The sequence below is a fragment of the Streptomyces sp. AC555_RSS877 genome, assembly GCF_019049245.1.
In the GTDB taxonomy this organism is placed as follows: Bacteria; Actinomycetota; Actinomycetes; order Streptomycetales; family Streptomycetaceae; genus Streptomyces.
Window position 1 is genome coordinate 125,695 of sequence record NZ_JAGMUK010000016.1, and the last position, 25,565, is coordinate 151,259.

Below are 25,565 nucleotides of genomic sequence, written 5' to 3' on the forward strand. Positions count from 1 at the left end.
CGAGAGCGCCTCGACCCCCGCCGACCAGGGTGAACACACGACCGACAAGCCGGGAGGACATCGTGCACCGAACGCTGATCGTGGCGAGGATGGACCTCGCCGACGCCGAGGGCGTCGCGCAGGTCTTCGCCGATTCGGACAGCACCGAGCTGCCACACCTGGTGGGTGTGTCGAGGCGGACGCTGTTCGCGTTCCACAACCTGTACTTCCACCTGGTGGAGGCCGACCAGGACATCGCGCCCAACCTGTACAAGGCGCGCAGTCACCCGCTCTACGAAGAGATCAACACCCGGCTGGGCCGGTTCATCTCGCCCTTCGACCCCGACTGGCGCGAGCCCAAGGACGCGATGGCCGTCCCGTTCTACTCCTGGACGCCTCAGCAGGGCCCCCAGGTCAGCACCCCGCGGTCCGCGAACCTCGGCGGTGCCCGATGAGCGCCCCCGCCACCACCAGGGTCTCCGCGGCCGAGGTCGCCGCCAACACCAAGCGCGGCGGCGACATCCGCGTCACCCTCAGCCCCAAGACCGTGGGCTGCACCTCGGGCTTCGGCGGGGTGCTGCGACTGGCCCCCGGCCACCACGTCACCGAGCACCTCCACCCGTACTCCGAGGAGTTCCTGCACGTCGTCCAGGGGCGGCTGGAGATGACGCTGGACGGCGGCGCCCCGGTCGAACTGGGCCCCGGCGACTCGCTGCTGGTGCCCATCGGGGTACGCCACCGCCTCGTCAACACCGGGTCCGTGCCGGCCGAGGCGGTCTTCCACCTCTCCCCGCTCGCCCCGCGCCCCGAGCTGGGCCACGTCGACACCGAGCAGCCGCTCGACGAGAGCGCGGGCAACCCCGACGTCGGAGCGGCCCGATGACACCACCCGACCGGCGCGCGGTGATCACCGGAGTGGGCGCCGTCGCTCCCGGCGGGCCAGGGCGGGACGCCTACTGGGACCTGCTCACCGCCGGCCGCACCGCCACCCGCCGCATCAGCCTGTTCGACCCGGCCGGGTTCCGCTCCCAGGTCGCCGCCGAGTGCGACTTCGACCCGCTCGCCGCCGGCCTCACCCCGCAGGAGGCCCGCCGTATGGACCGGGCCGGCCAGTTCGCGGTCGTCGCCGCCCGCGAGGCCATCGCCGACAGCGGCATCGAACTGCCCGGCGCCGACCCGGAGCGGCTCGCCGTCAGCATCGGCAGCGCCGTCGGCTGCACCACGGGTCTGGAGGAGGAGTACGCGGTCCTCTCCGACGGCGGCCGGAACTGGCTGGTCGACCACAGCTACGGCGTCCCCCACCTCTACGGCTACATGGTGCCCAGCACCCTCGCCGTCGAGGTGGCCCGGCAGGCCGGAGCCGAGGGGCCGGTGGCGCTGATCTCCACCGGCTGCACCTCGGGCCTGGACGCCATCGGACACGGCGTCCAGCTCATCGAGGAGGGCACCGCCGACATCGTGCTCGCCGGCGCGACCGACGCCCCGCTGTCACCGATCACCTCGGCCTGCTTCGACGCCATCAAGGCCACCACCGCCAACAACGACGACCCCGAACACGCCTCCCGGCCCTTCGACGGACGGCGTGACGGCTTCGTCCTGGGCGAGGGCTCCGCCGTCATGGTGATCGAGGAGCTGGAGTCCGCCAGGCGCCGCGGCGCCACCGTGTACGCCGAGATCCTCGGCTTCGCCGGCCGCAGCAACGCCTTCCACATGACCGGACTCAAGCCGGACGGCCGGGAGATGGCCGAGGCCATCAGGGTCGCCATGGACCGGGCCCGGCTCGACCCCGGCGACATCGACTACATCAACGCGCACGGCTCGGGCACCAAGCAGAACGACCGGCACGAGACCGCCGCGTTCAAGCGCAGCCTCGGCCGGCGGGCCCACGAGGTGCCCGTCAGCTCCATCAAGTCGATGATCGGGCACTCGCTCGGCGCCATCGGCTCCCTGGAGATCGCCGCCTGCGCCCTCGCCCTGCGCCACCAGGTCGTCCCGCCGACCGCCAACCTGTCCACCCCGGACCCCGAGTGCGATCTCGACTACGTACCGGTGACGGCCCGCGAGCACCGGATGGACCGGGTGCTCAGCGTGGGCAGCGGCTTCGGCGGCTTCCAGACGGCGATGGTGCTGGGCCGGCCCACGGCCGCGCACGGCACCCGGACTCCGGCGCGGCGAGGGGAGGCGGCATGAGCGCCTCCGGCATACGTCCCGGCCGCCGCGGCCGGTCCGTGGTCACCGGCCTCGGCGTGGTCGCGCCGACCGGGCTCGGCGCCGCCCGGCACTGGGAGTCGGTGCTCGCGGGCAAGAGCGGCCTCGGCCGGATCACCCGGTTCGACCCGACCGGCTACCCCGTCCGGGTCGCCGGAGAGGTCCCCGGCTTCCAGGCCGGCGAACAGGTACCGGGACGGCTCGTCCCGCAGACCGACCGCTTCACGCACTTCGCCCTGGCCGCCGCCGAGGACGCCCTCGCGGACGCGGCCGCCGATCCGGCGACCCTGCCGGAGTACGAGATGGCGGTGGTCACGGCCGCCTCCTCGGGCGGCACCGAGTTCGGCCAGCACGAGATGGAGAACCTCTACCAGAAGGGCTCCTCCTGGGTCGGCGCCTACCAGTCGATCGCCTGGTTCTACGCGGCCACCACCGGCCAGGTCTCCATCCGGCACGGCATGCGCGGCCCCTGCGGGGTCATCTGCGGCGAGCAGGCCGGCGGCCTGGACGCCCTCGGCCAGTCCCGCCGGCTGCTGGACACCGGCTCCCGGCTCGTCCTCAGCGGCGGCACCGACGCCTCCCTGTGCCCGTACGGGCTGGTGGCCCAGCTGTCCACCGGCGGGCTGTCCACCGAGGACGACCCCGCCCGCGCCTACCTGCCCTTCGACGCGGCCGCCTCCGGCTTCGTCCCGGGCGAGGGCGGTGCCATCCTCGTCGTCGAGAACGCCGAAGCGGCCCAGGCCCGCGACGTCCCGTCGTACGGCGAACTCCTCGGCTACGCGGCCGGGTTCGACCCCACCGCGGACCGCGTCGCCGGACGGCACTCCGTGCTGGTGTCCGTCGTGCGGCGCGCGCTCACCGACGCCGGGCTCACCCCGCAGGACATCGGCATGGTCTTCGCCGACGCCTCCGGCATCCCCGCCGAGGACCTGGCCGAGGCCCGTGCGATCACCGAGGTCTTCGGGCCCGGCGGGGTGCCGGTGACCGCGCCCAAGACGCTCACCGGGCGCCTGTACGCGGGCGGTGCCGCGCTGGACGTGGCGACCGCGCTGCTCGCCCTGAACGCCGGTGTCGTCCCGCACACCGCGGGGCTCGGCCGGCCCGCCCCCGGCTGCGAGATCGACCTCGTCCTCGACCGCCCGCGGCAGACCGACCCGCGCACGGCCCTGGTGCTGGCCCGCGGGCACGGCGGGTTCACCTCCGCGCTGGTGGTCGGCGCGGGCGACCGAGACACCCCCAAGAGGTGACCGCCCCACGCCAACCGACCACCCCCTGCGGACGCAGCCCCGGCTCCGCCGCGTGACCGCGCCCGGCCCCAACCCACCCGCGCCGACCGACACTCGCGGGCGCAGCCCGCTCAGGGGTGCGGGGAACTGCGCGCCCAGTCCCCACCCACCCGCAGCCGACCGACAACCGGCCTCATGGCCCACGACCGCCCCACCCGCAGCCGACCCACGACCGACCCTCAACCCAAGAAAGGCGGCTCCCATGGCGGAGTTCACCCTCGACGACCTCCGGCGGATCCTGCGTGCCAGTGCCGGAGTCGACGAGCAGACCGACCTGGACGGCGAGCACTTCGCCGGCACCACGTTCTCCGACCTCGGCTACGACTCCCTCGCGCTGCTGGAGCTCGTCAACCGCATCGAGCGCGAGTACGGCATCCAGATCCCCGATGGCGACCTGGCGCACACCCAGACCCCGCGCGAGGCCCTCGCCTACGTGCACGCCCGGCTCACGGAGGCCCGCGTCTGATGGCAGGACACACCGACAACGCGATCGTCGTCGAGGCACCGATGGACCTGGTGTGGACGATGACCAACGACGTGGCCTCCTGGCCGCGGCTGTTCAGCGAGTACTCCTCGGCCGAGATCCTCGGCCAGGACGGCGACACCGTCACCTTCCGGCTCGCCCTGCACCCCGACGAGACCGGCACGGTCTGGAGCTGGGTCTCCGAGCGCACCCCCGACCCGGTCACCCGCACCGTCGTCGCCCGCCGGGTGGAGACGGGCCCCTTCGCGTACATGAACATCCGCTGGGAGTACGAGGAGGTGCCCGGCGGCGTACGGATGCGCTGGATCCAGGACTTCGAGATGAAGCCCGAGGCCCCGATCGACGACGCCGGGATGACCGCCCGGCTCAACCGCAACACGGCCGTACAAATGCGGCTGATCAAGGCCAAGGTGGAGACCGCGGCCCGGGCCGGCCGGCAACTGGAGGGCACACGCATCCTGGTGACCGGTGGCAGCCGCGGCATCGGCCGGGGCATCGTGCTCGCCGCGGCCCGCGCCGGCGCCGACGTCGTCACCTGCTACCGCACCCCCGGCGAGGCCGTCGCCACCCTCGAGGAGGAACTCGCCGGCACCCCGGGCAAGCACCAGGTGCTGCGGGCCGACGCGGCCGACGAGGCCGACGTGGACCGGCTGGCCGCCGAGTGCGAGGCGAGCCTCGGCGGGCTGGACGCCGTCGTCAACAACGCCGGTACGTTCCGCCCCCAGCCGTACGCCGACCTCGGCTCCGCCGAGTGGGCCGCCACCCTCCAGGGCAACCTGACCGCCACCCACCTGGTCACCCGGCGCACCCTGCCCCTGCTCGGCACCGGCTCCTCGATCGTCAACCTCGGCTCCACGGTCGCCTTCATCGGCATGGCCGGCGGCGTCCACTACACCGCCGTGAAGGCCGCTCTGGTCGGCATGACCCGCTCCCTGGCCCGGGAACTCGGGCCGCGAGGCATCCGCGTCAACACGGTCTCACCGGGCCGTATCGCCACCGAGGCGCTCGACGAACTGCCCGCCGCGGAAGCCGAACAGCAGCGCGCCATGTTCGCCTCCTTCACCGCGCTCGGCCGGCTCGGCACCGTCGACGACATCGCCCGGGCCGTGCTGTTCCTCGTCAGCGACCACGCCACCTACGTCACCGGCCAGAACATCCACGTCGACGGCTGCGTGTGAGCCGCCGCCCAGCCATGGAGGGAATCCCAGTGGAACTCGCACTGCACGGCAGGAAACTGCTCATCACCGGCGGCACCCGGGGCATAGGGCGGGGCCTCGTCCTCGCCGCGGCCCGGTCCGGCGCCGACGTCGTCACCTGCTACCGGCAGGAGAGCGAGGCCGTCGACACCCTAACCGCCGCGCTGAAGGAGACCGCCGGCGACCACCACGTCCTGCGCGCGGACGTCGGCGACACCGCCGAGGTCGACCGGCTCGTCGGCGAGACCAAGGACCGCTTCGGGCGGCTCGACGGCATCGTCAACAACGCGGGTCTGATCAGCCACATCCCGTTCGCCGAGCTGCCCGCCGAGGAGTGGTCGCGGATCCTCGACACCAACCTGACGGCCGCCTACCGGATCATCCAGCAGGCGCTGCCCCTGCTCGGCGCCGGCTCCTCGGTCGTCAACATCGGCTCGCGCGGCGCCGCGGCGGGCATCCCGCTGCGCGCCCACTACACCGCGGCCAAGGCCGCCATGATCGGGCTGACCCGCTCGCTCGCCAAGGAACTCGGCCCGCAGGGCATCCGGGTCAACGTCGTCGCCCCCGGCGTGATCGAGACCGAGGCCTTCGCCACCATGCCCGCCGAGCGCGCCGACGCACTGCGGGCCACCTACTCCCGCAAGACGGCCCTCGCCCGCCTCGGCACCGTAGAGGAACTGGCCGGACCGGTGCTGTTCCTGCTCAGCGACGCCTCCGCCTACATCACCGGCGAGACCATCAACGTCGACGGGGGCATCTGACATGGCCGAGCTGTCCGACCAGGTGTTCCGGGTCATGCTGCGGATGCAGATCAAGCCGGAGATGGGACACGAGTTCGAGAAGGTGTGGCTGGAGGTGGGCGACTCGGTCACCACGCACCCCGCCAACCTGGGCCAGTGGCTGTCGCGCAGTGCCGAGGAGAACGGCATCTACTACATCGTCAGCGACTGGGTGAACGAGCCGCTGTTCCGCGAGTTCGAGACCAGCGACCGGCATCTGGAACACCGGCAGAAACTGCACCCGTACCGCAGCGGCGGCTCCATGACGACCATGCACGTCGTCGCCGCCCTCCCCGGCGCCGCGGGTGGCACCCCGTGACCTCCGAAGCGGTCTCCGGCGCGGTCGAGGTGGTGCTCCACCACCTGAGCGACGACCCGGACCGGGTGCTGGACGCGTACCACGAGGCCAGCCGCCGGATGGCGGGCACCGCCGGGCTGCTCGGCAACAAGCTGCTGCACGCCCTCGGTGACCCGCACGCCTACGTCGTGGTGAGCCGGTGGTCGGACTGGGAGGCGTTCACCGCCTGGGAGGGCGGCCCCGCCCACAAGGACCAGACCGCCCCGCTCAGGCCGTTCCGCGACACCGGCCGGGACCGCCCCTTCGAGATCTACCGGGAGCTCGCCCACTACGGGAGAGACCGCGCCGTGACCGGTGCGGCCGACGTCATGGAAGGAGCCTGAGAATGGCCGGCACCAACGCCCCGCCGACCGACCTGTTCACCCCCGCCTTCCACCAGAACCCGCACGAGGCACTGGCCGCACTGCGGCACACCGCGCCCGCGGTGCCCGTGATGACGCCGAACGGACTGCGCACCTGGCTGGTCACCGGGTACGAGCACGCCAGGGCGCTGCTCGCCGACCCCCGGCTGAGCAAGGACATGCGGGTCGGCAGGGACCTCATCCCGCGCAACTTCGCCGACCCCGACAAACAAAAGGAGTTCCTCGCGGAGTCGGGGGAGCGCAGCCAGTTCCCGCACGTCCTCAGCGTGCACATGCTCGACAGCGACCCGCCGGACCACACCCGGCTGCGCCGGCTCGTCGGCCGGGCCTTCACCGCCCGCCGGGTCGAGTCCCTGAGGCCGCGCATCACCGACCTCACCGACGAACTCCTGGACGCCGTGGCCCGGCACGGCAAGGTGGACCTGATGGAGGCCCTGGCCTTCCCGGTGCCGTTCACGGTCATCTGCTGGCTGCTCGGCGTCCCCGCGGACGACCGGGCCGTCTTCCGCCGCTGGTCCAACCTGCTCGTCTCCGGCGCGGGCACCGACGAGGTCCGCGAGGCCGGCGCGTCGATGATCGCCTACCTGACGGCGCTGATCGACTCCAAGCGGGCGAAACCGGCCGACGACATGCTCACCGACCTGGTCCACGCCCGGGACGCCGGCGACGAGCTGTCGTCCGACGAACTGATCTCCATGGCGTTCCTGCTGCTGGTGGCCGGCCACGAGACCACGGTGAACCTCATCGGCAACGGCGCCCTCGCCCTGCTCACCCACCCCGAGGTGCGCGAGCAGCTCGCGGCGGACGCCTCGCTGTGGCCCGCGGCCGTCGAGGAGTTCCTCCGGTACGACGGTCCGGTCACCAACGCCACCTGGCGGTTCACCACCGAACCCGTCGAGGTCGGTTCCGTGGTCATCCCCGAGGGCGAGTTCGTGACCATCTCGATCGGCGCCGCGGGCCGGGACCCGGCACGCTACGCCGAACCGGACCGGCTGGACATCACCCGGGCCCACAGCGCCTCGGTCGCCTTCGGCCACGGCATCCACCACTGCCTGGGCGCCCCGCTCGCCCGGCTCGAGGGACACGTCGTCATCAGCCGCCTCTTCGCGCGCTTCCCCGGACTGCGGCTCGCCGTGGACGCGGGCGAACTGCGCTGGCGCAGCAGCCTGATGATGCGCGGCCTCGAGGAACTTCCGGTGTTCACGGCCTGACAGCCCAGCCCCGCCCCGCATCGACTGGAGGAGACACGACGTGGAACGTCACGGCACCGAGCGCCCCGCCTGGGCACCGCCGGAAGTCGACATCGACACCCCGAGCATCGCCCGGGTGTACGACTACTGGATCGGCGGCACCCACAACTTCCCGGCGGACCGCGCACTCGCGCGCAAGGTCGCGGTCGGCAACCCGGACCTGCCCGCCACCCTGAAGGCCAACCGCGCCTTCCTGCGCCGAGCGGTACGGCAGCTGTCGGACCTCGGCATACGGCAGTTCCTGGACATCGGCTCCGGCATCCCGGCGGAGGGCAACGTGCACGACGTGGCCCTCGCCGCCCACCCGGACAGCAAGGTCGTCTACGTCGACATCGACCCGGTGGCCGTCGCACACGGCCGGGCACTGCTGGCCGGCCAACCCCGGGCGGCCGTCTTCCAGGGCGACCTGTACAAGTCCCGGGAGATCCTGGACGCCGTCGACACCCGTCGGCTGATCGACTTCGGGCAGCCGGTCGCGCTGATCCTCGCTGCCGTACTGCACTTCGTGCCGGACGGAGACGAACCGCTCGCGCTGGTGAGGCAGTACACCGAAGGACTCGTGCCCGGCAGCGCCCTGGTGATCTCGCACGCCGGCGCGGAGGAGGTCCCGCGGGCCGCGCCGGAGGCCGCCGAGCAGTACCGGGGCGCGGTGAGCGAGGTCATCTGGCGCGACAACCGGGAACTCGCCGCCCTGTTCGAGGACTTCGAGCTGCTGGACCCCGGAGTGGTCCGCGCCCCCCTGTGGCGCCCTGAACCGACGGACACCCCCGACCCGGACCTCGCGATGCTGTCCGGAGTGGCACTCAAACCGGCCCGGTGAGGGGAGGTGGACGCCTCCCTCACCACGCCGGAGTCCTCACCGGCCGCACCGGCAGGGGCAGCGGACGGCCGTAGGCCCGGGTTCGGCACTCTGCTCGCGGTCGACCTGTGGGAGCGGTTCAGCTTCTTCGGCATGGCGGCGATCCTGGTGCTCTACCTGACCGCCTCCGAGGCCCGCGGCGGCCTGGGCATGGCCCCACAGACGGCCACCGCGGTCTTCGCGGCGTACATGTCGCTCAGCTTCATGGCCGGGCTGCCCGGCGGCTGGCTCGCCGACCGGGTGCTGGGCGCCCGCCGGGCCGTCCTGCTCGGCGGGGTGCTCATCACCTGCGGCCACGTGGTCCTCGCGGTGCCGGTGCCGGGCACGCTCTACGCCGGGCTGCTGCTGGTCGTGGCGGGCACCGGCCTCGTCAAGCCGGCCATGGCGGCGATGGTCGCGGGGGTCAGCGGAGACGGGGAGGGCCGCCGCGAGGCGGCCTTCTCGCTCTTCTACATGTGCATCCAGGTCAGCGCGCTCGTCGCTCCCGTCGTCACCGGGCTGCTGGCGGAGCGCGTGGCCTGGCACCTGGGCTTCGCCGCGGCCGCCGTCGGCATGACGGCGGGGCTGGTCCAGTTCGCCCTCGGCCGGCGCCGGTACGGGGAGGTGGGCGCGCGTCCGTCCCGCCCGGTGCCGCCCGCCGAGGCCGCCGCGATGCTCAGACGTGCCGCGGTGGCCGCGGCGGCGGTGGGCGCGCTGCTGGTGGCACCGGCCTCCCTCGGCCTGCTGCCGCTGCCCGCGGTGCTCGCCGTCCTCGGCCTGACCACGGTCACCCTGCCGTTCTGGTACCTGCGCTCACTGCGCCGGACCAGCGCGCCGGGGCCGGGGCCGGGTGAGGGACGGGGGCAGCGCCGTCGGCTGGCCGGGTTCACCGCTCTGATGGCGGCCTCGGCCGCGTTCTGGATGATCTTCGCGCAGAGCGGTTCGGTGCTCAGTCTCTTCGCCGAGCGCCACACCGACCGGGACCTGCTCGGCTTCGAGATTCCCGCCAGCTGGTTCCAGTCCGTGCACCCGCTGTTCGTCCTGCTGGCCGCCCCGTTCGTCGCCCGGCTGTGGCTGCGCGCGGGGCCGCGTGTCGACGTGCCCGTCAAGTTCGCGGGGGCGCTGATCGCGGCCGGGCTGAGCTTCGTGCTGATGGCGGTCGCGGCCCGGCTCGCCGAACACGGCCCGGTCGGCCCGTACTGGCTGCTGCTGGTCTACCTGCTCTACTCCTGCGGCGAGATCGCGCTCGCACCGGCCGGCCTGGCGCTGGCCGCCGCGGTCGCCCCGCCGGGCAGTACCAGCCGACTGCTCGCGGTGAACGGGCTGTTCGGCGCCGTGGGTGTGGTGGTGGGAGGCCAGTTGTTCCGACTGACAGCGGTGCTGCCCCTCGCTGCGTACTTCCTGCTGCTCGGGTGCTTCGTCCTCGCAGTCGGTACGGCTGTCGCGCTCGGTACCGTGCGGTTGCGCCGACTGCTCGGCGCAATGCGGTGAAGTACCCCCAACGGGATTCGAACCCGTGCTACCGCCTTGAAAGGGCGGCGTCCTAGGCCGCTAGACGATGAGGGCTATCGGGCCGCCTGTGCGCCTCGCGGCGCGTCGGGGACGTGAGAAGCATATGGGATGGCGGGAGGGATCGCCAAAACGGATTACGGGGCGGTGGGCGTCGGGGCGGAGGAGGCGGGTGATGGGGACGGCGAGGGGGAAGGGGTCGCCCCCGGCTGGTTCTCCTCCACCAGATGGCGGCTGACCTCGGCCGTCGTCAGACCCAGGCCGCCCAGTTTGATCTCGTCCCAGGCCTGGAGGCGGCGGGTGTCGCGGTCCATGTAGAGGATCGACGCCTCGATGGGGTCGGGGTACTTGCCCTCGATCGCGCGCAGGCCGCTGCCGCCCGTCGAGCCTTCGATCCGCAGGCGGGTGCCGTTCTTCAGGACCTCCATCTCGTTGTGGTGGACGTGACCGGCCAGCACCAGCGGGACCGTGCCGTCCACCTCGCGGGCCGCCGACGGTTCATGGGCGACGGCGACGTCGACGGGCGTGCCGGCGGCGGTCTGGGCGCGCAGGGCGGCGGCCAGGCGGGCGCCCGCCTGCTCCTGGGACTCCTCGGCGCCGGGCTTCTCCGAGCGGTCGGGGGTGAACTGGGGGTCGCCGATGCCCGCGAAGCGCAGGCCGTCGATCGTCACGGCCCGGCCGTCGTCCAGGACGTGCACGTTCTTCAGGCCTTCCAGGTAGCGCTGGGTGGTCCGGGAGTCGTGGTTGCCGCGCACCCAGACGTACGGGGCGCCGAGGTCCTCGATCGGGTCCAGGAAGCCGTTCTCGGCGGCCGAGCCGTGGTCCATCGTGTCGCCGGAGTCGACGATCACGTCGACCTTGTACTGCTCCACCAGCGAGGAGATGATCGGCCAGCTCGCCGGGTTCAGGTGGATGTCCGAGACGTGCAGGACCCGGAGCGTGGTCGGGTCGGGCGCGTAGGCGGGGAGCGTGGAGGTGGCGTCGTACAGCTTGGTCACGTTCGTCACCAGGCGTGCCAGCTCCTTCTGGTAGACGTCGAACTCGGTGACGATGTTGCGCGCGTTGCCGACCAGGGACGGGGCCGAGGAGAGCAGTCCGGAGAACTTCGGTTCCAGGACGGATTCCGGGTTCCAGGTGGCGTAGGCGGTTCCTCCGGACGCGGCCAGGAGGGTGAGGGCGAGGCCGCCTGCCGCGAGGGCCCGGCGGGGGCGGCGGTAGACCGCGAGGCCGAGGGCGGTGGCGCCCGACACGACGGCCACGCAGGAGCGCAGGGCCAGGTCGCGGGTGCCGAGTTCGACGTCCTTGGTGACCTCGTCCTGGAGGCCGGAGAGACGTTCGGGGTGGTCGACCAGGGCCTGGGAGCGGACCGGGTCCAGCTGGTCGACGTTGACGTCCAGCCGGACGGGCGCGTGATGGCTGTCCAGTTCCAGGGCGCCGAGCGGCGAGACGTTGATCTTCGTGCCGCCGGTGAGCGACGGGCGCAGGGTCATCGTCGTGTTCATGGGCCCGACCGGGGTCCGTACGTTGCCGACGATCAGCAGCCCGAGCCAGGCGCCGAGGACCACCACGGCGACGAGGCCGAGGGCGCGGACCCAGGGGTGCGGCTGGCGGACGAGTTCGAAGGACGGGTGGGGACGGCGGGTGCGGTAGTGGCGGGCGAGGGCACGCGGGGTCCTGCGTAGAGGGTTCACGATGTTCCGGACGGCGACGGGGACGCGGGCCATTGGTCCCGTATGCCCACCTGATCACGTGGATATGCGATGTGCCCACGACTCTCATACGGCTGCCGCGTACCGGACAATGGGCCTGTGCTGGAGATGACGCGCGAGGAGTTCGAGGAACTGGTCGCCGAGGCGCTGGACCGGATTCCGCCGGAGTTGACGCGGCTGATGGACAACGTCGCGGTGTTCGTCGAGGACGAGCCGCCGAAGGACGATCCCGAACTGCTCGGGCTGTACGAGGGGACTCCGCTGACCGACCGGGGCGAGTGGTACGCGGGGGTGCTGCCGGACCGGATCACCATCTACCGGGGGCCGACGCTGCGGATGTGCGGGTCGCGGGAGGAGGTCGTCGAGGAGACCGAGGTGACCGTGGTGCATGAGATCGCTCACCACTTCGGGATCGACGACGCCCGGCTGCACGCGCTCGGGTACGGGTGAGGGCCGCCGACGCGGGTCGCGTGTCCTCTTGTGGGCGGCGGGAGTTGGGCAGGTTGACTCCTTCACCCTCCCCCGGAGGTGGCTGCCCGTGCGCCCCTTGTACGTACCCGTCCGTCTGGCCGCCACGGTCATGGCCGTCGCCGCTGCCGCCGGCTGCATGAGCGTCGGCGACGACGGCGGCGGGGGGAGCGCCAAGCCCTCGCACTCCGCCGGTCAGCGGGGTGGTGAGGAACCCGACGGCGGGGCGGCGGTGTCGGGCGGCGCCGCCGGGATCGGCGCGGCGGCCGAGGACGGCAAGCACGGGCGCGGCAAGGGGAAGAAGGGCAAGGGGGAGTCGGCTTCGCCGTCCGCGTCGGCGTCGGCGGAGGCGAGCGCCAAGGCCTCGGCGGGCGCCAAGCCGGGGAAGGGCAAGCCGGACAAGCCCGGCGCGCCGGAGCCGACTGTGGCCGAGCCGACACCCACGCGCACGGTCGAGCCGCAGCCGTCGCCGTCTCCGCCGCCCCCGTCTCCGCCGCCCGCCTCGCCGACGGTCGCCGAGCCGTCGTCCTCGGCGCACGAGCCCCCGGGACCGCAGCTGGGCGATCGGGAGCCGGCACCGGAAGCGGGTACTCCGGCTTAGGCCCGTCTGACCTGCGGTGATGGGCTCGGTTTGCCTTCAAGGGGGGTCGGTGCGTATGGTAATAGATCGTTTGACCCCATTGCCCGGCGCCGACGCAGAGCGCGCCGTGTGGCGCGTACTCTCTCCCTTGCCGTGGCGGACCGCATAGAGGCGGTCGTATAGCGAAACACGGAGTTGACGGGCGCGTGCCGACGAGACTCCGGAAGGTTTCGCATACGCATGTCCATTTCCAGTACTGATCACGTCGTCGTGCCCGAGAACGAGGGCACCGTCGTGCCCGAGACCGCGGTCACCGAGGACGCACCCGAGGTCACCTTCGCGAGCCTCGGTCTCCCCGAGGGCGTCGTGCGCAAGCTCGCCCAGAACGGCGTGACCTCCCCCTTCCCGATCCAGGCCGCGACCATCCCGGACGCCCTGGCCGGCAAGGACATCCTCGGCCGTGGCCGCACCGGCTCCGGCAAGACCCTCTCCTTCGGTCTGCCGATGCTCGCGACGCTGTCCGGCGGGCACACCGAGAAGAAGAAGCCCCGCGGCATCATCCTCACGCCGACCCGCGAGCTCGCGATGCAGGTCGCGGACGCGCTCCAGCCGTACGGCGACGTCCTCGGCCTGAAGATGAAGGTCGTCTGCGGCGGTACGTCGATGAGCAACCAGATCTACGCCCTGGAGCGCGGCGTCGACGTCCTCGTCGCCACCCCGGGCCGTCTGCGCGACATCATCAGCCGCGGCGCCTGCTCGCTGGAGAACGTCCAGGTCGCCGTCCTCGACGAGGCCGACCAGATGTCCGACCTGGGCTTCCTGCCCGAGGTCACCGAGCTGCTCGACCAGATCCCGGGCGGCGGCCAGCGCATGCTGTTCTCGGCCACGATGGAGAACGAGATCTCCACGCTGGTCAAGCGCTACCTGACCAACCCGGTGACGCACGAGGTCGACAGCGCCCAGGGCAACGTCACGACCATGTCGCACCACATCCTCATCGTGAAGCCCAAGGACAAGGCGCCGGTCACCGCCGCGATCGCCTCCCGCAAGGGCCGCACGATCATCTTCGTCCGCACCCAGCTGGGCGCCGACCGCATCGCCGAGCAGCTCTGCGACTCCGGCGTGAAGGCCGACGCGCTGCACGGCGGTATGACGCAGGGCGCCCGTACCCGGGTGCTCGAGGACTTCAAGAAGGGCTACGTCAACGCCCTCGTCGCCACCGACGTCGCCGCCCGCGGCATCCACGTCGACGGCATCGACCTGGTCCTGAACGTGGACCCGGCCGGCGACCACAAGGACTACCTGCACCGTGCCGGCCGCACGGCCCGCGCCGGCCGCACCGGCACCGTGGTCTCGCTGTCCCTGCCGCACCAGCGCCGCCAGATCTTCCGGCTGATGGAGGACGCGGGCGTCGACGCCGGACGTCACATCATCAACTCCGGTACGGCCTTCGAGCCCGAGGTCGCCGAGATCACCGGCGCCCGTTCGATGACCGAGGTCCAGGCCGAGTCGGCGGGCAACGCCGCGCAGCAGGCCGAGCGTGAGGTCGCACAGCTCACCAAGGAGCTGGAGCGGGCGCAGCGCCGCGCGACCGAGCTGCGCGAGGAGGCCGACCGCCTGGTGGCCCGGGTCGCCCGCGAGCAGGGCGAGGACCCCGAGGCGGCGGTTGCCCAGGCGCAGGCCGCGGCGGCCGAGGTCTCCGTTCCCGAGCAGCCCGCGGCGCAGGACGTCGACAAGGCGGACCGGGACGACCGTGGCGGCCGCTCGTACGAGCGCCGCGACAACGACCGTGGCGGGTTCCGTCGCGATGACAACCGTGGTGGCGGTCGTTCCTTCGAGCGTCGTGACGACAACCGTGGTGGTGGCCGTTCCTTCGAGCGTCGTGACGACAACCGTGGTGGCGGTCGTTCCTTCGAGCGTCGTGACGACAACCGTGGTGGCGGTCGTTCCTTCGAGCGTCGTGACGACAACCGTGGTGGTGGCCGTTCCTTCGAGCGTCGTGACGACAACCGTGGTGGTGGCCGTTCCTTCGAGCGTCGCGATGACAACCGTGGTGGTGGCCGTTCCTTCGAGCGTCGCGATGACAACCGTGGTGGCGGCGGTTCCTTCGAGCGCCGTGACAACGACCGTGGCGGCTTCCGCCGCGACGACCGTCCGGCCCGTCCCTTCGAGCGTCGGGACGAGCGCGGTGGGCACCGGGGCAGCGACCGTCCGTTCAACCGTGACCGCCAGGGTGACCGCCCCGGCTTTCGCTCCTCCGGCCACGACCGCCCCTCCGGCCGTCGTGACGACCACCGCGGCAGCGGACCCGGCACCACCGGCACCGGCACGGGAACCGGCACCTTCGGTCGCCGTGACGACAAGCCGCGCTGGAAGCGCAACGGCTGACAGCGCAGCGGCTGACGCCGGCTGAGTACCTGAGAAGGGCCCGTACGACTTGGTCGTGCGGGCCCTTCCGGCATTCCCAGGGGCCATGGTGGCGGCCGTAGAAAAGGCTTTCCCCCGTGACGCCAATTCACTACCGGAACCTGTGTGGCGGTTGTTAACATCCCCTGGTTTGCATGACGAGCCGTGGCCATGGGGGATCTTCGACGCGGCCGGCCGTCGTGCCTTTCACTTTTTCCCTGGGGAGGGACCTTGACCCGGCGCGCCCGGATCACTCTCACTTCGCCGAGCCAGGACGCCCTTGGCGCTGGCTCGCTGACCACCGCAGGCCTCGCGGCCGCGGACACCGCACCGAGAGGCCACTACTTCGTCCTCAACCGCCTCGTTCGCCGCGCGCGTGGAGATCGCGACCGGCCGACAGGGCTACAAGGGGGGCTTCTGATGGGGAACGTTCCGGTGAGAGGGCGGCGTACGGCTGCCGCCCTGGCCGTCCTGGCCCTGGCTGTCGGGCTCGCCCCCGTCGTCACCGCACCGGCCGCTGCCGCGGAGGGCGCGGCGGCCGTCCCGCTGGACATCACGCCCAACTGGCGTGGCGTACCCCGGGAGGAGTCGCTGGGTTCCTTCGGCGCGAGCGGGTTCGTGCACTCGGCCGAGGACGCGGTCGAGGGGTTCGGGGAGGAGTTCGCGTGGACCCGGCTCGACACGGGGGAGACCACGAACCTCGGTTACGGCAACAACGAGGACGCCGCCTTCGCCGAGTTCGGCGCCGAGTCGGACTACGTGGCCCACCACCACCTGGGCTGGATCGACATCCGGAACATGGCGGACGGCTCCTCGCGCCGCTTCTCCGTGCCGTCCGGTGACCTCTTCCAGGGGCTGGTCGGCTCCACGGCCCTGGTGAAGGACTACACGGACGACGACCTGCAGACCGTCGACAGCTGGTACCTGCTGCCCGCCGAAAACCCGGTGGCCGACGCCAAGGTGACCGTCACCGGCTGGCCCGAGGGCACGGACCTGATGGGCGTACGGCTGATCGCGGGTGACAGGGACGAGGCGGTCGTACGGTTCTCCACCGACCCGGAGACGCCCGAGGCCCGCCGCTGGCTCGGCCTGGTCGACCTGAAGACCGGGCAGGTACGTTCCTTCACCGCGAGCGCCGGGAGCGTCGCCGTCGCCGGCGACGACCTGCTCTGGATCGACGGCGACCGCACCGCACACGTCCGCTCGCGCACCGATCTGGACGCACCCGAGCGGGTCTTCCCGGTCCCGGCCGACCTCGACCTCGGCAAGGTCGGTCTGCTCGAGGGCTGGCTGCTCGCCTTCACCCAGGCCGACGGCACGGACGCGGCGCTGAAGCGGAACCTGGTCGCCGTGTCGTTCGGACAGCAGCGGCGGACGCTGCTGGACAAGGCCGACAAGGAGGCCGTGCAGATCGCGGGCGGCGGGGTCGCGGTGATCGGCGGGACCTCCTCGGCGGACTGGTACCTGCAGAAGGCGACGGTGGGCGCGGACGGCCTGCCCCAGCTGCAGAAGCTGCGGCGCGTGGCCCCGGTCGCGACCGGCATCGACGCGATCGCGCTGAGCGCGGGCACGCTGTCGACGGTGGAGAAGGACGGCCCGCAGGGCGCCGGCTTCTACAACCGCACCCTCAGCCCCGCCCAGGCGCCCACCTCCGCGTCCGGCCCGGCATGGGTGGGACGCGAGAGCGGAAGGTCGTACGACTACACGGTCTGCGGGCAGAACCCCTGCACCCAGCTCTTCAACAGCGGTGACGGGCGCAGTGTCTACCAGGTCCGCAACTACCAGAGCGGCCCGCAGGTCGAGATCGTCGGCCGGCGTGGGCCCGAGCAGGCGGACCGGGCGCTGACCGGCGACTTCGACGGGCGGCTCACCGACTCCTTCGGACGGTACGCCGTCTACCAGAGCGGCCGTCCGACCGTGCCCGGGGCGCCCGTCACGGACGGGAAGACCATCGTCGTCGACCTCGACACCGGAACGGTGGTCGACCAGCGGGCGCAGACGGGCGCGACCGTGTGGGGCGGCACGCTCTACGCGGCCACGGCGACGGCGGGGACCGTCGCCCGCAAGGACCTCGCGACCGGCAAGGACGCCGGGACCCTCGACACCGGTGCGCCCTGTGTGCCGGTGGAGCTGCAGAGCGCCGGGCCGTGGCTGTACTGGACGTGCGAGCAGTTCCGCCAGCACGGGGTCGTCAACGTGAAGACCGGCGCGAAGGTCGCGCTGCCCGCCGGGCGGGGCGGCCTGCTCGGCGACGGTTACTTCGTCAACCAGCGCTACACGAGCTCCGACCTGCGCCTGACGGAGTTCCAGAGCGGCTCCGCCGTCACCCGGGACCTCGGCATCCCCATGTCCGGCGACGGCAGCGACAGCCGGCGCCGTACCTGGGCGGTGGACCGTTTCGGCGGGGGCATCGCCTACGTCGACCAGGAGAAGGTGGTCCACGTCGTGGCGAGCGGGGTGCCCGCCTCGCCGCTGACGGCGGTAACGGCGAGCACGACCGGCACCCTCAAGGCGCCTGCCACCTGGAAGCCGTCCTGGAGGCTGTCCAAGCCGGCCGCCTCCTGGAAGCTGACGGTGAGGTCGGCGACCGGCGCGACGGTCCGCACGCTGAGCGGCGGCGAGACCCGCGGGGCCGTCGACGCGGCGTGGGACGGGAAGACGGCGGCGGGCGCGTACGCGCCGAACGGGTCGTACACCTGGACCCTCACCGCCCCGCCCGCCGACGGTGTCGGCGCTCCGCTGGAGGTGAAGGGCTCGCTCGCGCTGCGCGGCGCCGGCGCGGTGCGGCACGACCACCTCGGCGGCGACGGGGTGGGCGACCTGCTCACTCTCAACTCCTCCGGCGGACTGACCTTTCAGCAGGGCACCGGCGCGGGCACGTTCTCCGGAAAGGTGACCGGGACGGGCTGGGCCACCTCGGTCCGGGCGGTCCCTTTCGGGGACCTGAGCGGGGACCGCTGCAACGACGTGCTCGTACGGCTGAGCAGTGGCGCCCTGCGGCTGTACAAGCCGGGCTGCGGTGCCGCGCTGACGCCGTCGACGTCGTACACGACTCTCTCGGCCGGCGGCTGGAACCAGTACGACCTGCTCACCGCGCCCGGTGACGTGAGCGGCGACGGCCGTCCGGACCTGGTCGCGCGCAACGCGTCGACCGGCACGGTGTACCTGTACAAGGGCACGAGCGCGGGCAAGCTGTCGGCGCGGGTGAAGCTCTACGACAACTGGAAGACGTACAAGAAGGTCGTCGGGGCGGGTGACCTGAACGGTGACGGGGTGGGTGACCTGCTCGCCCAGGACACGTCGAACAACCTGTACCGCTACTACGGCAAGGGCAACGGCGCCTTCGGCGCCCGCGTGAAGGTGTTCTCCAACTGGGGTGGCACCTACAACGCGATCGTCGGCGTCGGGGACATCACCGGGGACGGCAGGAGCGACCTGGTGGTGCGGGACTCGGCGGGCAACCTGTACCGCAACCCGGGTGACGGCAAGGGGTCGTTCGGGGCCCGGGTGAAGATCACGAGCGGCTGGCAGGGCTACAAGGGCCTTTTCTAGCCAAGTTGTGACGTGTGTCACGCCCCTGGCAGGGGAATTGCTGGGGGCATGACAGATGACGCCAGAGCGAGCGGGCATACGGATCTCACGGACGAGGAACGGCTGGCCCAGCTCGGTTACACGCAGGTTCTCGCCCGCCGCATGTCGGCGTTCTCCAACTACGCGGTCTCCTTCACCATCATCTCGGTCCTCTCGGGCTGCCTGACGCTGTATCTGTTCGGCATGAACACGGGCGGCCCGGCCGTGATCATGTGGGGCTGGGTGGCAGTAGGCCTGATGACCCTCTTCGTCGGCCTGTCGATGGCCGAGATCTGTTCGGCGTACCCCACGTCGGCGGGCCTCTACTTCTGGGCGCACCGCCTGGCCCCGTCCCGCACCGCGGCCGCGTGGGCCTGGTTCACGGGCTGGTTCAACGTGCTCGGCCAGGTCGCGGTCACCGCGGGCATCGACTTCGGGGCGGCGTCCTTCCTCGGCGCCTACCTGAACCTCCAGTTCGACTTCGAGGTGACACCGGGCCGCACGGTCCTGCTCTTCGCGGGCATCCTGGTGCTGCACGGCCTGCTGAACACCTTCGGCGTCCGGATCGTCGGTCTGCTGAACAGCGTCAGCGTCTGGTGGCACGTGCTGGGCGTGGCGGTGATCGTCGGCGCGCTGACCTTCGTGCCCGACCAGCACCAGTCCGCGTCCTTCGTGTTCGGCGAGTTCGTCAACAACACGGGCTGGGGCAGCGGGGTGTACGTCGTCCTCCTGGGCCTGCTGATGGCCCAGTACACCTTCACCGGCTACGACGCCTCGGCCCACATGACGGAGGAGACCCGGGACGCGTCGACGGCGGGCCCCAAGGGGATCGTCCGCTCGATCTGGACGTCGTGGATAGCGGGTTTCGTCCTGCTGCTCGGCTTCACCTTCGCGATCCAGTCGTACGACGCTGCCCTCGGGTCCGCGACGGGCGCGCCGCCGGCCCAGATCCTGCTGGACGCGCTGGGCGCGACGGCGGGCAAGATGCTCCTGCTGGTCGTGATCGGGGCGCAGTTGTTCTGCGGGATGGCGTCGGTCACGGCCAACAGCCGCATGATCTACGCCTTTTCGCGCGACGGCGCCCTGCCTTACTCGCGCGTGTGGCACACGGTCAACCCGCGCACACGCACGCCCGTGGCGGCGGTCTGGCTGGCGGCGGGCAGCGCGCTGGTCCTGGGCCTTCCGTACCTGATCAACGTGACCGCGTACGCGGCGGTGACGTCGATCGCCGTGATCGGCCTGTACATCGCGTACGTCATCCCGACCCTGCTGCGGCTGCGGAAGGGGGAGGCCTTCGAACGCGGGCCGTGGCACCTGGGCCGCTGGTCGCGGATCGTGGGCGTCGTGTCGGTGGTGTGGGTCGGCGTGATCACGGTCCTGTTCATGCTGCCCCAGGTCTCCCCCGTCACCTGGGAGACCTTCAACTACGCCCCCCTCGCCGTCCTGGCCGTCCTCGGCTTCGCCTCGACGTGGTGGCTGGCCTCGGCCCGGCACTGGTTCCTCAACCCCGACCACGAGCGGACCCGCGCCCGGGAGGCGGCTCGCGCGAACGCCCCCGAACCGGTCGATCCCTAACACTTTGGACCCGCCCCGGACCCACACCGGCCCATCCTTTTCATCCGGCACGGCCGTGTCCCCGATACCCGATCGGCGACACGGCCTGCTCCGGCTATGCTCGGGGTGGCAACATCGCCTGGGCCCTTAGCTCAATTGGCAGAGCAGTGGACTTTTAATCCATTGGTTGTGGGTTCGAGTCCCACAGGGCCTACGGCTTGCGGGTGGGCTACGTGCCCTCTGACCCGTAGTGCAGCGCTCGGGCTGGCTTCGGCCGGCTCGGGCGCTGTCTCGTTGAGACCTCAGCTGACTTGAACATGCCTCGCGATGTCGAGCAGCCGCTTGTGCCCGACATCGGTCCGGACCGGACGAACGGCAAAGACTAGGATGCCGTCAGACCGAGCAGGGTGTGGGGCGGCTGTCGGTGCCAGGGCGCCTTGCTTATGGCCGCAGGAGCACCACGTCGTCGTGTCCGAGTGCGGCTTGCATCGGTTCCTGACTGCCCACGTCAACACCCGATCGCACCAGGAGGCCCTCGGTGACGCCAACTGCGCGGCAGCCCGTTCCGAAGCCCGGGCCTCCTCCGGCCCGTGAGCGTTGGTTCCAGCCGCGGCGCTCCGGTTACGCGTGGGAGCAGGAGGGGCTTGATCACGTACGGCAGCTGATGCCGCAGGCCGAGCCGTACCGAGCGTGGGCCACCTTCCAGTTCACCGGGTCCTCCGGCCGCGTCAACGAGTGCGATCTGCTGATCGCCGTGCCCGGTGGGGTGTACCTGCTGGAGCTGAAGGGCCACCCCGGCAGGCTGGTGAACCACGGCGACACCTGGCAGTTCCACGCCGAGCGGGTGCGCACGCTGAAGAACCCGCTGCACCTGACCGACCTCAAGGCCAAGGAGCTCAAGGACCAGCTGACGCGGGCCGCGCGCGCCCTGGGTGAGGACCCGAGGCGGATCCCCTTCATCAAGCCTGCTGTCTTCCTGCACAACCCTGACCTGCGGAGCGAGCTCGACGAATTCCAGCAGGCCGCGGTGTACGGCCGCAACGGGGGCGGCAGCGACCTGCCGGGCGTCTGGGACGGCCTGTTGAGCATGCCGCCCGAGCGCGAGAGCTGGCGTATCACCCCGCAGACCGGCCAGCTCCTCGAACGTCTGATGAAGCACATCGGGGTCAGTCACTCCACGGCGCACCTTCGCTTCGGGGACGACTGGCGGCTGGAGCCGCGCGCGCTGGACGCGGGCCCTGGCTGGGAGGACCGGCTCGCAGTGCGCGACGACGGTCTGGTCCAAGAGAGTGGCCGGGTGCGGATATACCTGGCCGGGCAGGCGTCGTCGCCGCAGCAGCGCCAGGCGGTGGATCGGGCGGCCCTCCGCGAGTACCAGGTGCTGCAGGGCATCAACCACCGCGGCATCGTGCAGGCCGTGCAGATCCGCGAGCACGTCGGCGGCCCGGCGATCCTGTTCCGGCACCGTGCCTCGGACCTGCGGCTGGACGCCTACCTTGACGCATACGGCGGTCGGCTCACCCCTGAGGTCCGCCTGGATCTGGTGCGTCAGCTCGCCGAGGCGGTGCGCTACGCCCACAACCGGTCCCTCTACCATCGTGCCCTGTCCGCGCGCTCGGTCTACGTGTCGGCCCAGGACGACGGCGGTGATCCGGTCTTGAGGATCGCGGACTGGCAGACCGCCGCGCGCGACTTCGAGACGACCCTGCACCGGACGTTGGGGGACACCCCACTGGACGCCGGTCTGATCGCGGACGTCGCACAGGTGTATCTCGCGCCCGAGACCGACCAGGAGTTCGCCGACCCCGTCGACCTCGACGTGTTCGGGCTGGGCAGCCTTGCCTATCTGCTGCTTACCGGCCGCCCGCCGGCCGACCGGCGCAGCGCCCTGGTGGACCGGCTGGCGGCCGAGGGCGGTCTGCATCCGTACGCGGTCGCCGACGGCATCTCCGCCGCCCTTGACTCCCTGGTGTTCCAGGCCACCGCGGCCGACGTACGCGACCGGCCGGCGTCGGCGGACGAGTTCCTGAGGTTGCTGGACGCGGCGGAGGCCGATGCCGCGGTGCCCGAGCCATCGGGTGCGGCGGCCGTGGACCCGCTGACCGTCCAGCCGGGCCAGACGCTGGACGACACCTGGACGGTCACCCGCATCCTCGGCACGGGCGCCACCGCCCGCGCCCTGCTCGTGCGTCCCACGGCCGACGACCCGGACGACGCCGGAGCGGACTCGCCGCGTGTCTTCAAGGTCGCCCTGGACCACGAGAAGGACGCCCGCCTGTACGCGGAGGCCGAGGCGTTGAAGGAGGTCGGCGGCGGCCACATCGTGAAACTGCTCTCCGAGCCTCGCCAGCTCGGTGGGCGCACGGTGCTGGAGATCGAATACGCGGGCGGTTTCCGCTCGCCGGCCGACCGGGATCCGGTCAGCCTCGGTTCCCGATTGCGGGGCGAGGGGGCGCTCGGCTACGACCAGCTGGAGCGGTTCGGCAACGACCTCTTCGGATCTCTCGACAGCCTGGCTGCCCGCGGGGTACGTCACCGCGACATCAAGCCCGACAACCTGGGCCTGTTCAAGCGCAGCGACGGCTCCTGGCAGCTGATGCTGTTCGACTTCTCCCTGGCCGACGTACCGGACCAGGACCTGCACGCGGGGACCCGCGGTTATCTGGACCCGTTCCTCGGCGGCAGCCGCCGGGCGCGCTACGACGACCACGCCGAGCGGTACGCCGCCGCGGTCACCCTGCACGAGATGGCCTCCGGTGAGCGCCCGGTGTGGGGCGACGGCCAGACCAATCCGCTGGCCGTCCCGGACGCCAAGCTTTATGTGGCCGAAGAACTGTTCGACCAGGCGCTGAGCGCGGGTCTGACCGAGTTCTTCGAACGTGCCTTGCACCGCGATGTCGAGCAGCGCTACGACAGTCTGCGCGACATGCAGGAGGCATGGCGCCGGATCTTCCGCCGAGCCGACTCGTCACCCCCCGCGACCACTCCCGCCACGGTCGGCATGACCGCCGACGACATCGAGGACGCCCGCGAGCAGGCCGCGGCGGCGGCCGGCCTGAAGACCCCGCTGGAGGCGGCGGGACTGTCCCCGCGTGCGGTGTCCGTGGCGGCTGCTCTGGGCGCGTCGAGCGTCGGGGCCCTGCTCGACGTCCCTCCGCACGCGATCTCCCGCGCGCGGGGCGCGGGCAACGTGATCCGCAAGGAGCTCAACCGCCGCCACCGCCAGTGGACGCACGCCCTGCGCAAGCGCCCCGCCGCGCGAGGCCCCGTGGCCGTCCCGGCGGACGCCCAGCCGGAGGCGCTGGAGTCGGTGGAGACGCTGGCGGCCAGGCTCACGCCCCCGGAGGGCAAGCGCCGGACCAAGCCGCGCCCGGACGTCGTACGGACCACGCTCCAGCTGCCCGGTGGCGAGCCCCTGGAGCCGTGGCCCGCTCAGCCGGCCATCGCCAAGGCCCTCGGCATCAGCCAGCCCACGGTCTCCCAGCATCAGCAGGCGGCGGTCGAGCAGTGGGCCGCACTGCCGTGGCTGCGCGGGATCCGCGACGAGCTGGTCGTCATCCTGGCCGAACAGGGCCGGGTGCTGACGGCGGAGGAGCTGGCCGGTGAACTGCGCGCCCGGCACGGGGCGGCGGGCGACGGCGACCCCGCCGACACGCTCGCGATGGCTCTCGCCGTGGTCCGCGCGGCCGCGGACACGGAGGCCCGTAAGCGGATCGAGGGGGGGGAGACGGGGCCCGACGCCGAACCGTCGCCCCGGCTCGCGATGCTGCGGCGCGGCGGACGCGTGCTGCTGGCGCTGGAGGACCAGCCGGGAGCCGACGATCCGACCCCAGCCGAACTCGCCGACTACGCGGCGGAACTCGGCGTGGCCGCCGCCAGGGTGGCCCACCGCGACCCGCTGCCCGGCCGGGCGACGGTGCTGCGCGAACTGCGCGCGGTCGGCGCCCCCGAGGGCATGGCGTCCCTGGCCGACACCCGGCTCGTCGAGCTGGCTGCGGCCATGGCGGGCAGGGTCGGCGTCAGTCCGCGCCTGGAGCTCTTCCCGCTGGACCTGGACCTCGTCCGCGCCCTGCGCATCTCGCAGTCAGCCGCGGGCGTACGGGCGGACACCGGCATCGCCACAGATGACCTGCTGGCCCGGGTCCGCTCCCGCTTCCCAGGCCTGGCGGTGCTGGCCGACACCACGTACGTGGAGCTGGAGGAGGCCCTCCAAGAGGCCGACTTCCCGCTCGTCTACGACCACCAGCGCAGACGTTTCATGCCGCGCACCCCGGAGGTGACGGGCAGCCGTATCGAGCCGTCGGTGTCGATCCTGACCAGCACGGGTTCCCTGATCGACGCTGCTCAGAGCGATCTGGCGCTGGGCCGCGACCCGCGCCGCGTCCTGGCCGCCCGGCTGGAGACGGCACGCCGGCGGGGTGGTTTCGTCGCGCTCACTCTCAAGGGAACCGCACTGCCCTGTGTGGCGGAGCGGTTGGCAGACCGCTTCGGCGTCGTGCCCGTCGCCCTCGACGAGTTGTTCCTGACCACACTGCGGGAACTGGCCGAGGAGCAGGGGGTCTCGTGGCAGGCGCTGCTGAAGGCGGACGCGAAGTTCTCCGTCTCGGGCACGATCGGTGCGGGTCTCGCCTCCTACACGCGACTGGCGTGTGAGCGGCTCGCGGCGCGGGTGGTCGCGCTGGCGGAGCGTTCGGGGCCGCGTACGGTCCTTCTCCTCCACCAGGCCGGCCTGGTGGCCCGCTACTGGTCGGCCGGGGGGCGCGAGCTGCTGGTGGTGTTGCAGGAGGCGGCTCGGCGGCCGGCCGATCCTCCGCACGGCCTGTGGCTCCTCGTCCCCATGGAGGACCCGGAGGCTTCGGCCGCTCTGGACGGGTGCACGGTGGACGTCGTGGACCGGAGCGAGAAGGCGGAGCTGGTGGGGCTGTTCCTGAAGGAGTTGGAGGAGCAGCAGGACGGCGTACGGGTGCCGTAGGCAGGGAAGTTGAGAGCGGGGGGCTGGCAAGTTCCGCGCTCGACGTTCTTGTTGGGT

19 protein-coding genes, 2 tRNA genes and 1 pseudogene are annotated in these 25,565 nt (G+C 72.0%); 20 read left to right on the forward strand and 2 right to left on the reverse strand.

Annotated features, from left to right (window positions below):
* Positions 1 to 62 precede the first annotated feature (62 nt).
* The 13 genes and pseudogenes from KUM49_RS07870 (at position 63) to KUM49_RS07925 (ending at position 10,231) form a co-directional block, all read left to right on the forward strand.
* On the forward strand, positions 63 to 434 hold the full coding sequence (locus KUM49_RS07870) for a TcmI family type II polyketide cyclase (protein ID WP_217235988.1): 372 nt from the start codon (positions 63 to 65) through the stop codon (positions 432 to 434).
* Positions 431 to 862, forward strand: a complete 432-nt coding sequence (locus KUM49_RS07875) for a cupin domain-containing protein (protein ID WP_217235989.1) — start codon at positions 431 to 433, stop codon at positions 860 to 862. Before KUM49_RS07870 ends, KUM49_RS07875 begins: the two co-directional genes overlap by 4 nt.
* On the forward strand, positions 859 to 2,169 hold the full coding sequence (locus KUM49_RS07880) for a beta-ketoacyl synthase (RefSeq protein WP_217235990.1): 1,311 nt from the start codon (positions 859 to 861) through the stop codon (positions 2,167 to 2,169). The genes KUM49_RS07875 and KUM49_RS07880 overlap by 4 nt, the downstream gene beginning before the upstream one ends.
* Positions 2,166 to 3,434 (forward strand): ketosynthase chain-length factor, encoded by a 1,269-nt coding sequence (locus KUM49_RS07885; RefSeq protein WP_217235991.1) that lies wholly within the window; start codon positions 2,166 to 2,168, stop codon positions 3,432 to 3,434. The genes KUM49_RS07880 and KUM49_RS07885 overlap by 4 nt, the downstream gene beginning before the upstream one ends.
* A gap of 241 nt (positions 3,435 to 3,675) precedes the next feature.
* A complete protein-coding gene (locus KUM49_RS07890) occupies positions 3,676 to 3,939 on the forward strand; it encodes an acyl carrier protein (protein WP_217235992.1) in 264 nt (87 codons plus the stop codon).
* Positions 3,939 to 4,388 (forward strand): annotated as a pseudogene (locus tag KUM49_RS48100) (SRPBCC family protein); the annotation flags it as partial. The gene KUM49_RS07890 and the pseudogene KUM49_RS48100, both read left to right, overlap by 1 nt.
* On the forward strand, positions 4,368 to 5,135 hold the full coding sequence (locus KUM49_RS07895) for an SDR family NAD(P)-dependent oxidoreductase (protein ID WP_374200139.1): 768 nt from the start codon (positions 4,368 to 4,370) through the stop codon (positions 5,133 to 5,135). The pseudogene KUM49_RS48100 and the gene KUM49_RS07895, both read left to right, overlap by 21 nt.
* 29 nt (positions 5,136 to 5,164) lie before the next feature.
* Positions 5,165 to 5,914, forward strand: coding sequence for an SDR family NAD(P)-dependent oxidoreductase (locus tag KUM49_RS07900; RefSeq protein ID WP_217235993.1), 750 nt, complete (start codon positions 5,165 to 5,167; stop codon positions 5,912 to 5,914).
* A gap of 1 nt (position 5,915) precedes the next feature.
* Positions 5,916 to 6,251 (forward strand): antibiotic biosynthesis monooxygenase, encoded by a 336-nt coding sequence (locus KUM49_RS07905; protein WP_217235994.1) that lies wholly within the window; start codon positions 5,916 to 5,918, stop codon positions 6,249 to 6,251.
* Entirely contained in the window at positions 6,248 to 6,613 is a 366-nt protein-coding gene (locus KUM49_RS07910) for an antibiotic biosynthesis monooxygenase family protein (protein WP_308406564.1), read from the forward strand. The genes KUM49_RS07905 and KUM49_RS07910 overlap by 4 nt, the downstream gene beginning before the upstream one ends.
* A gap of 2 nt (positions 6,614 to 6,615) precedes the next feature.
* Positions 6,616 to 7,863: a cytochrome P450 gene (locus KUM49_RS07915; RefSeq protein ID WP_217235995.1), complete on the forward strand. Its 1,248-nt coding sequence runs from the start codon at positions 6,616 to 6,618 to the stop codon at positions 7,861 to 7,863.
* 40 nt (positions 7,864 to 7,903) lie between these two features.
* Positions 7,904 to 8,722 (forward strand): SAM-dependent methyltransferase, encoded by an 819-nt coding sequence (locus tag KUM49_RS07920; protein ID WP_217235996.1) that lies wholly within the window; start codon positions 7,904 to 7,906, stop codon positions 8,720 to 8,722.
* 6 nt (positions 8,723 to 8,728) lie between these two features.
* The gene (locus KUM49_RS07925) at positions 8,729 to 10,231 is read left to right on the forward strand and encodes a peptide MFS transporter (RefSeq protein ID WP_217235997.1); all 1,503 of its coding nucleotides are present in this window, start codon (positions 8,729 to 8,731) and stop codon (positions 10,229 to 10,231) included.
* 2 nt (positions 10,232 to 10,233) lie between these two features.
* Here KUM49_RS07925 and KUM49_RS07930 read toward each other — a convergent pair.
* Together KUM49_RS07930 and KUM49_RS07935 are read right to left on the reverse strand one after the other, a co-directional pair.
* Positions 10,234 to 10,306: transfer RNA gene (locus KUM49_RS07930), tRNA-Glu, on the reverse strand.
* Positions 10,307 to 10,386: 80 nt separating this feature from the next.
* The gene (locus KUM49_RS07935; protein WP_217235998.1) at positions 10,387 to 11,973 is read right to left on the reverse strand and encodes a metallophosphoesterase; all 1,587 of its coding nucleotides are present in this window, start codon (positions 11,971 to 11,973) and stop codon (positions 10,387 to 10,389) included.
* A gap of 84 nt (positions 11,974 to 12,057) precedes the next feature.
* Here KUM49_RS07935 and KUM49_RS07940 point away from each other — a divergent pair, with 84 nt between their 5' ends.
* From KUM49_RS07940 to pglW, 7 genes are all read left to right on the forward strand, one after another.
* Entirely contained in the window at positions 12,058 to 12,408 is a 351-nt protein-coding gene (locus KUM49_RS07940) for a metallopeptidase family protein (RefSeq protein ID WP_217235999.1), read from the forward strand.
* Positions 12,409 to 12,496: 88 nt separating this feature from the next.
* On the forward strand, positions 12,497 to 13,027 hold the full coding sequence (locus tag KUM49_RS07945) for a hypothetical protein (protein WP_217236000.1): 531 nt from the start codon (positions 12,497 to 12,499) through the stop codon (positions 13,025 to 13,027).
* A gap of 219 nt (positions 13,028 to 13,246) precedes the next feature.
* Positions 13,247 to 15,394, forward strand: a complete 2,148-nt coding sequence (locus tag KUM49_RS07950; protein WP_217236001.1) for a DEAD/DEAH box helicase — start codon at positions 13,247 to 13,249, stop codon at positions 15,392 to 15,394.
* Positions 15,395 to 15,832: 438 nt separating this feature from the next.
* The gene (locus KUM49_RS07955) at positions 15,833 to 18,964 is read left to right on the forward strand and encodes an FG-GAP-like repeat-containing protein (protein ID WP_217236002.1); all 3,132 of its coding nucleotides are present in this window, start codon (positions 15,833 to 15,835) and stop codon (positions 18,962 to 18,964) included.
* A 48-nt stretch (positions 18,965 to 19,012) separates the two neighbouring features.
* Positions 19,013 to 20,557 (forward strand): amino acid permease, encoded by a 1,545-nt coding sequence (locus KUM49_RS07960; protein WP_217236003.1) that lies wholly within the window; start codon positions 19,013 to 19,015, stop codon positions 20,555 to 20,557.
* Between the two features lie 120 nt (positions 20,558 to 20,677).
* Positions 20,678 to 20,750: transfer RNA gene (locus tag KUM49_RS07965), tRNA-Lys, on the forward strand.
* A 324-nt stretch (positions 20,751 to 21,074) separates the two neighbouring features.
* Positions 21,075 to 25,508, forward strand: coding sequence for a BREX system serine/threonine kinase PglW (pglW, locus tag KUM49_RS07970; RefSeq protein ID WP_217236004.1), 4,434 nt, complete (start codon positions 21,075 to 21,077; stop codon positions 25,506 to 25,508).
* The last annotated feature ends 57 nt before the right edge of the window (positions 25,509 to 25,565 follow it).

Excerpts from the sequence above, each read along its gene's own strand:
- KUM49_RS07875 (WP_217235989.1), top strand. The coding sequence starts at position 431 with ATGAGCGCCCCCGCCACCACCAGGGTCTCCGCGGCCGAGGTCGCCGCC.
- KUM49_RS07880 (WP_217235990.1), top strand. The coding sequence starts at position 859 with ATGACACCACCCGACCGGCGCGCGGTGATCACCGGAGTGGGCGCCGTC.
- KUM49_RS07885 (WP_217235991.1), top strand. The coding sequence starts at position 2,166 with ATGAGCGCCTCCGGCATACGTCCCGGCCGCCGCGGCCGGTCCGTGGTC.
- KUM49_RS07890 (WP_217235992.1), top strand. The coding sequence starts at position 3,676 with ATGGCGGAGTTCACCCTCGACGACCTCCGGCGGATCCTGCGTGCCAGT.
- KUM49_RS07905 (WP_217235994.1), top strand. The coding sequence starts at position 5,916 with ATGGCCGAGCTGTCCGACCAGGTGTTCCGGGTCATGCTGCGGATGCAG.
- KUM49_RS07915 (WP_217235995.1), top strand. The coding sequence starts at position 6,616 with ATGGCCGGCACCAACGCCCCGCCGACCGACCTGTTCACCCCCGCCTTC.
- KUM49_RS07935 (WP_217235998.1), bottom strand. The coding sequence starts at position 11,973 with ATGGCCCGCGTCCCCGTCGCCGTCCGGAACATCGTGAACCCTCTACGC.
- KUM49_RS07950 (WP_217236001.1), top strand. The coding sequence starts at position 13,247 with ATGTCCATTTCCAGTACTGATCACGTCGTCGTGCCCGAGAACGAGGGC.
- KUM49_RS07955 (WP_217236002.1), top strand. The coding sequence starts at position 15,833 with ATGGGGAACGTTCCGGTGAGAGGGCGGCGTACGGCTGCCGCCCTGGCC.
- KUM49_RS07960 (WP_217236003.1), top strand. The coding sequence starts at position 19,013 with ATGACAGATGACGCCAGAGCGAGCGGGCATACGGATCTCACGGACGAG.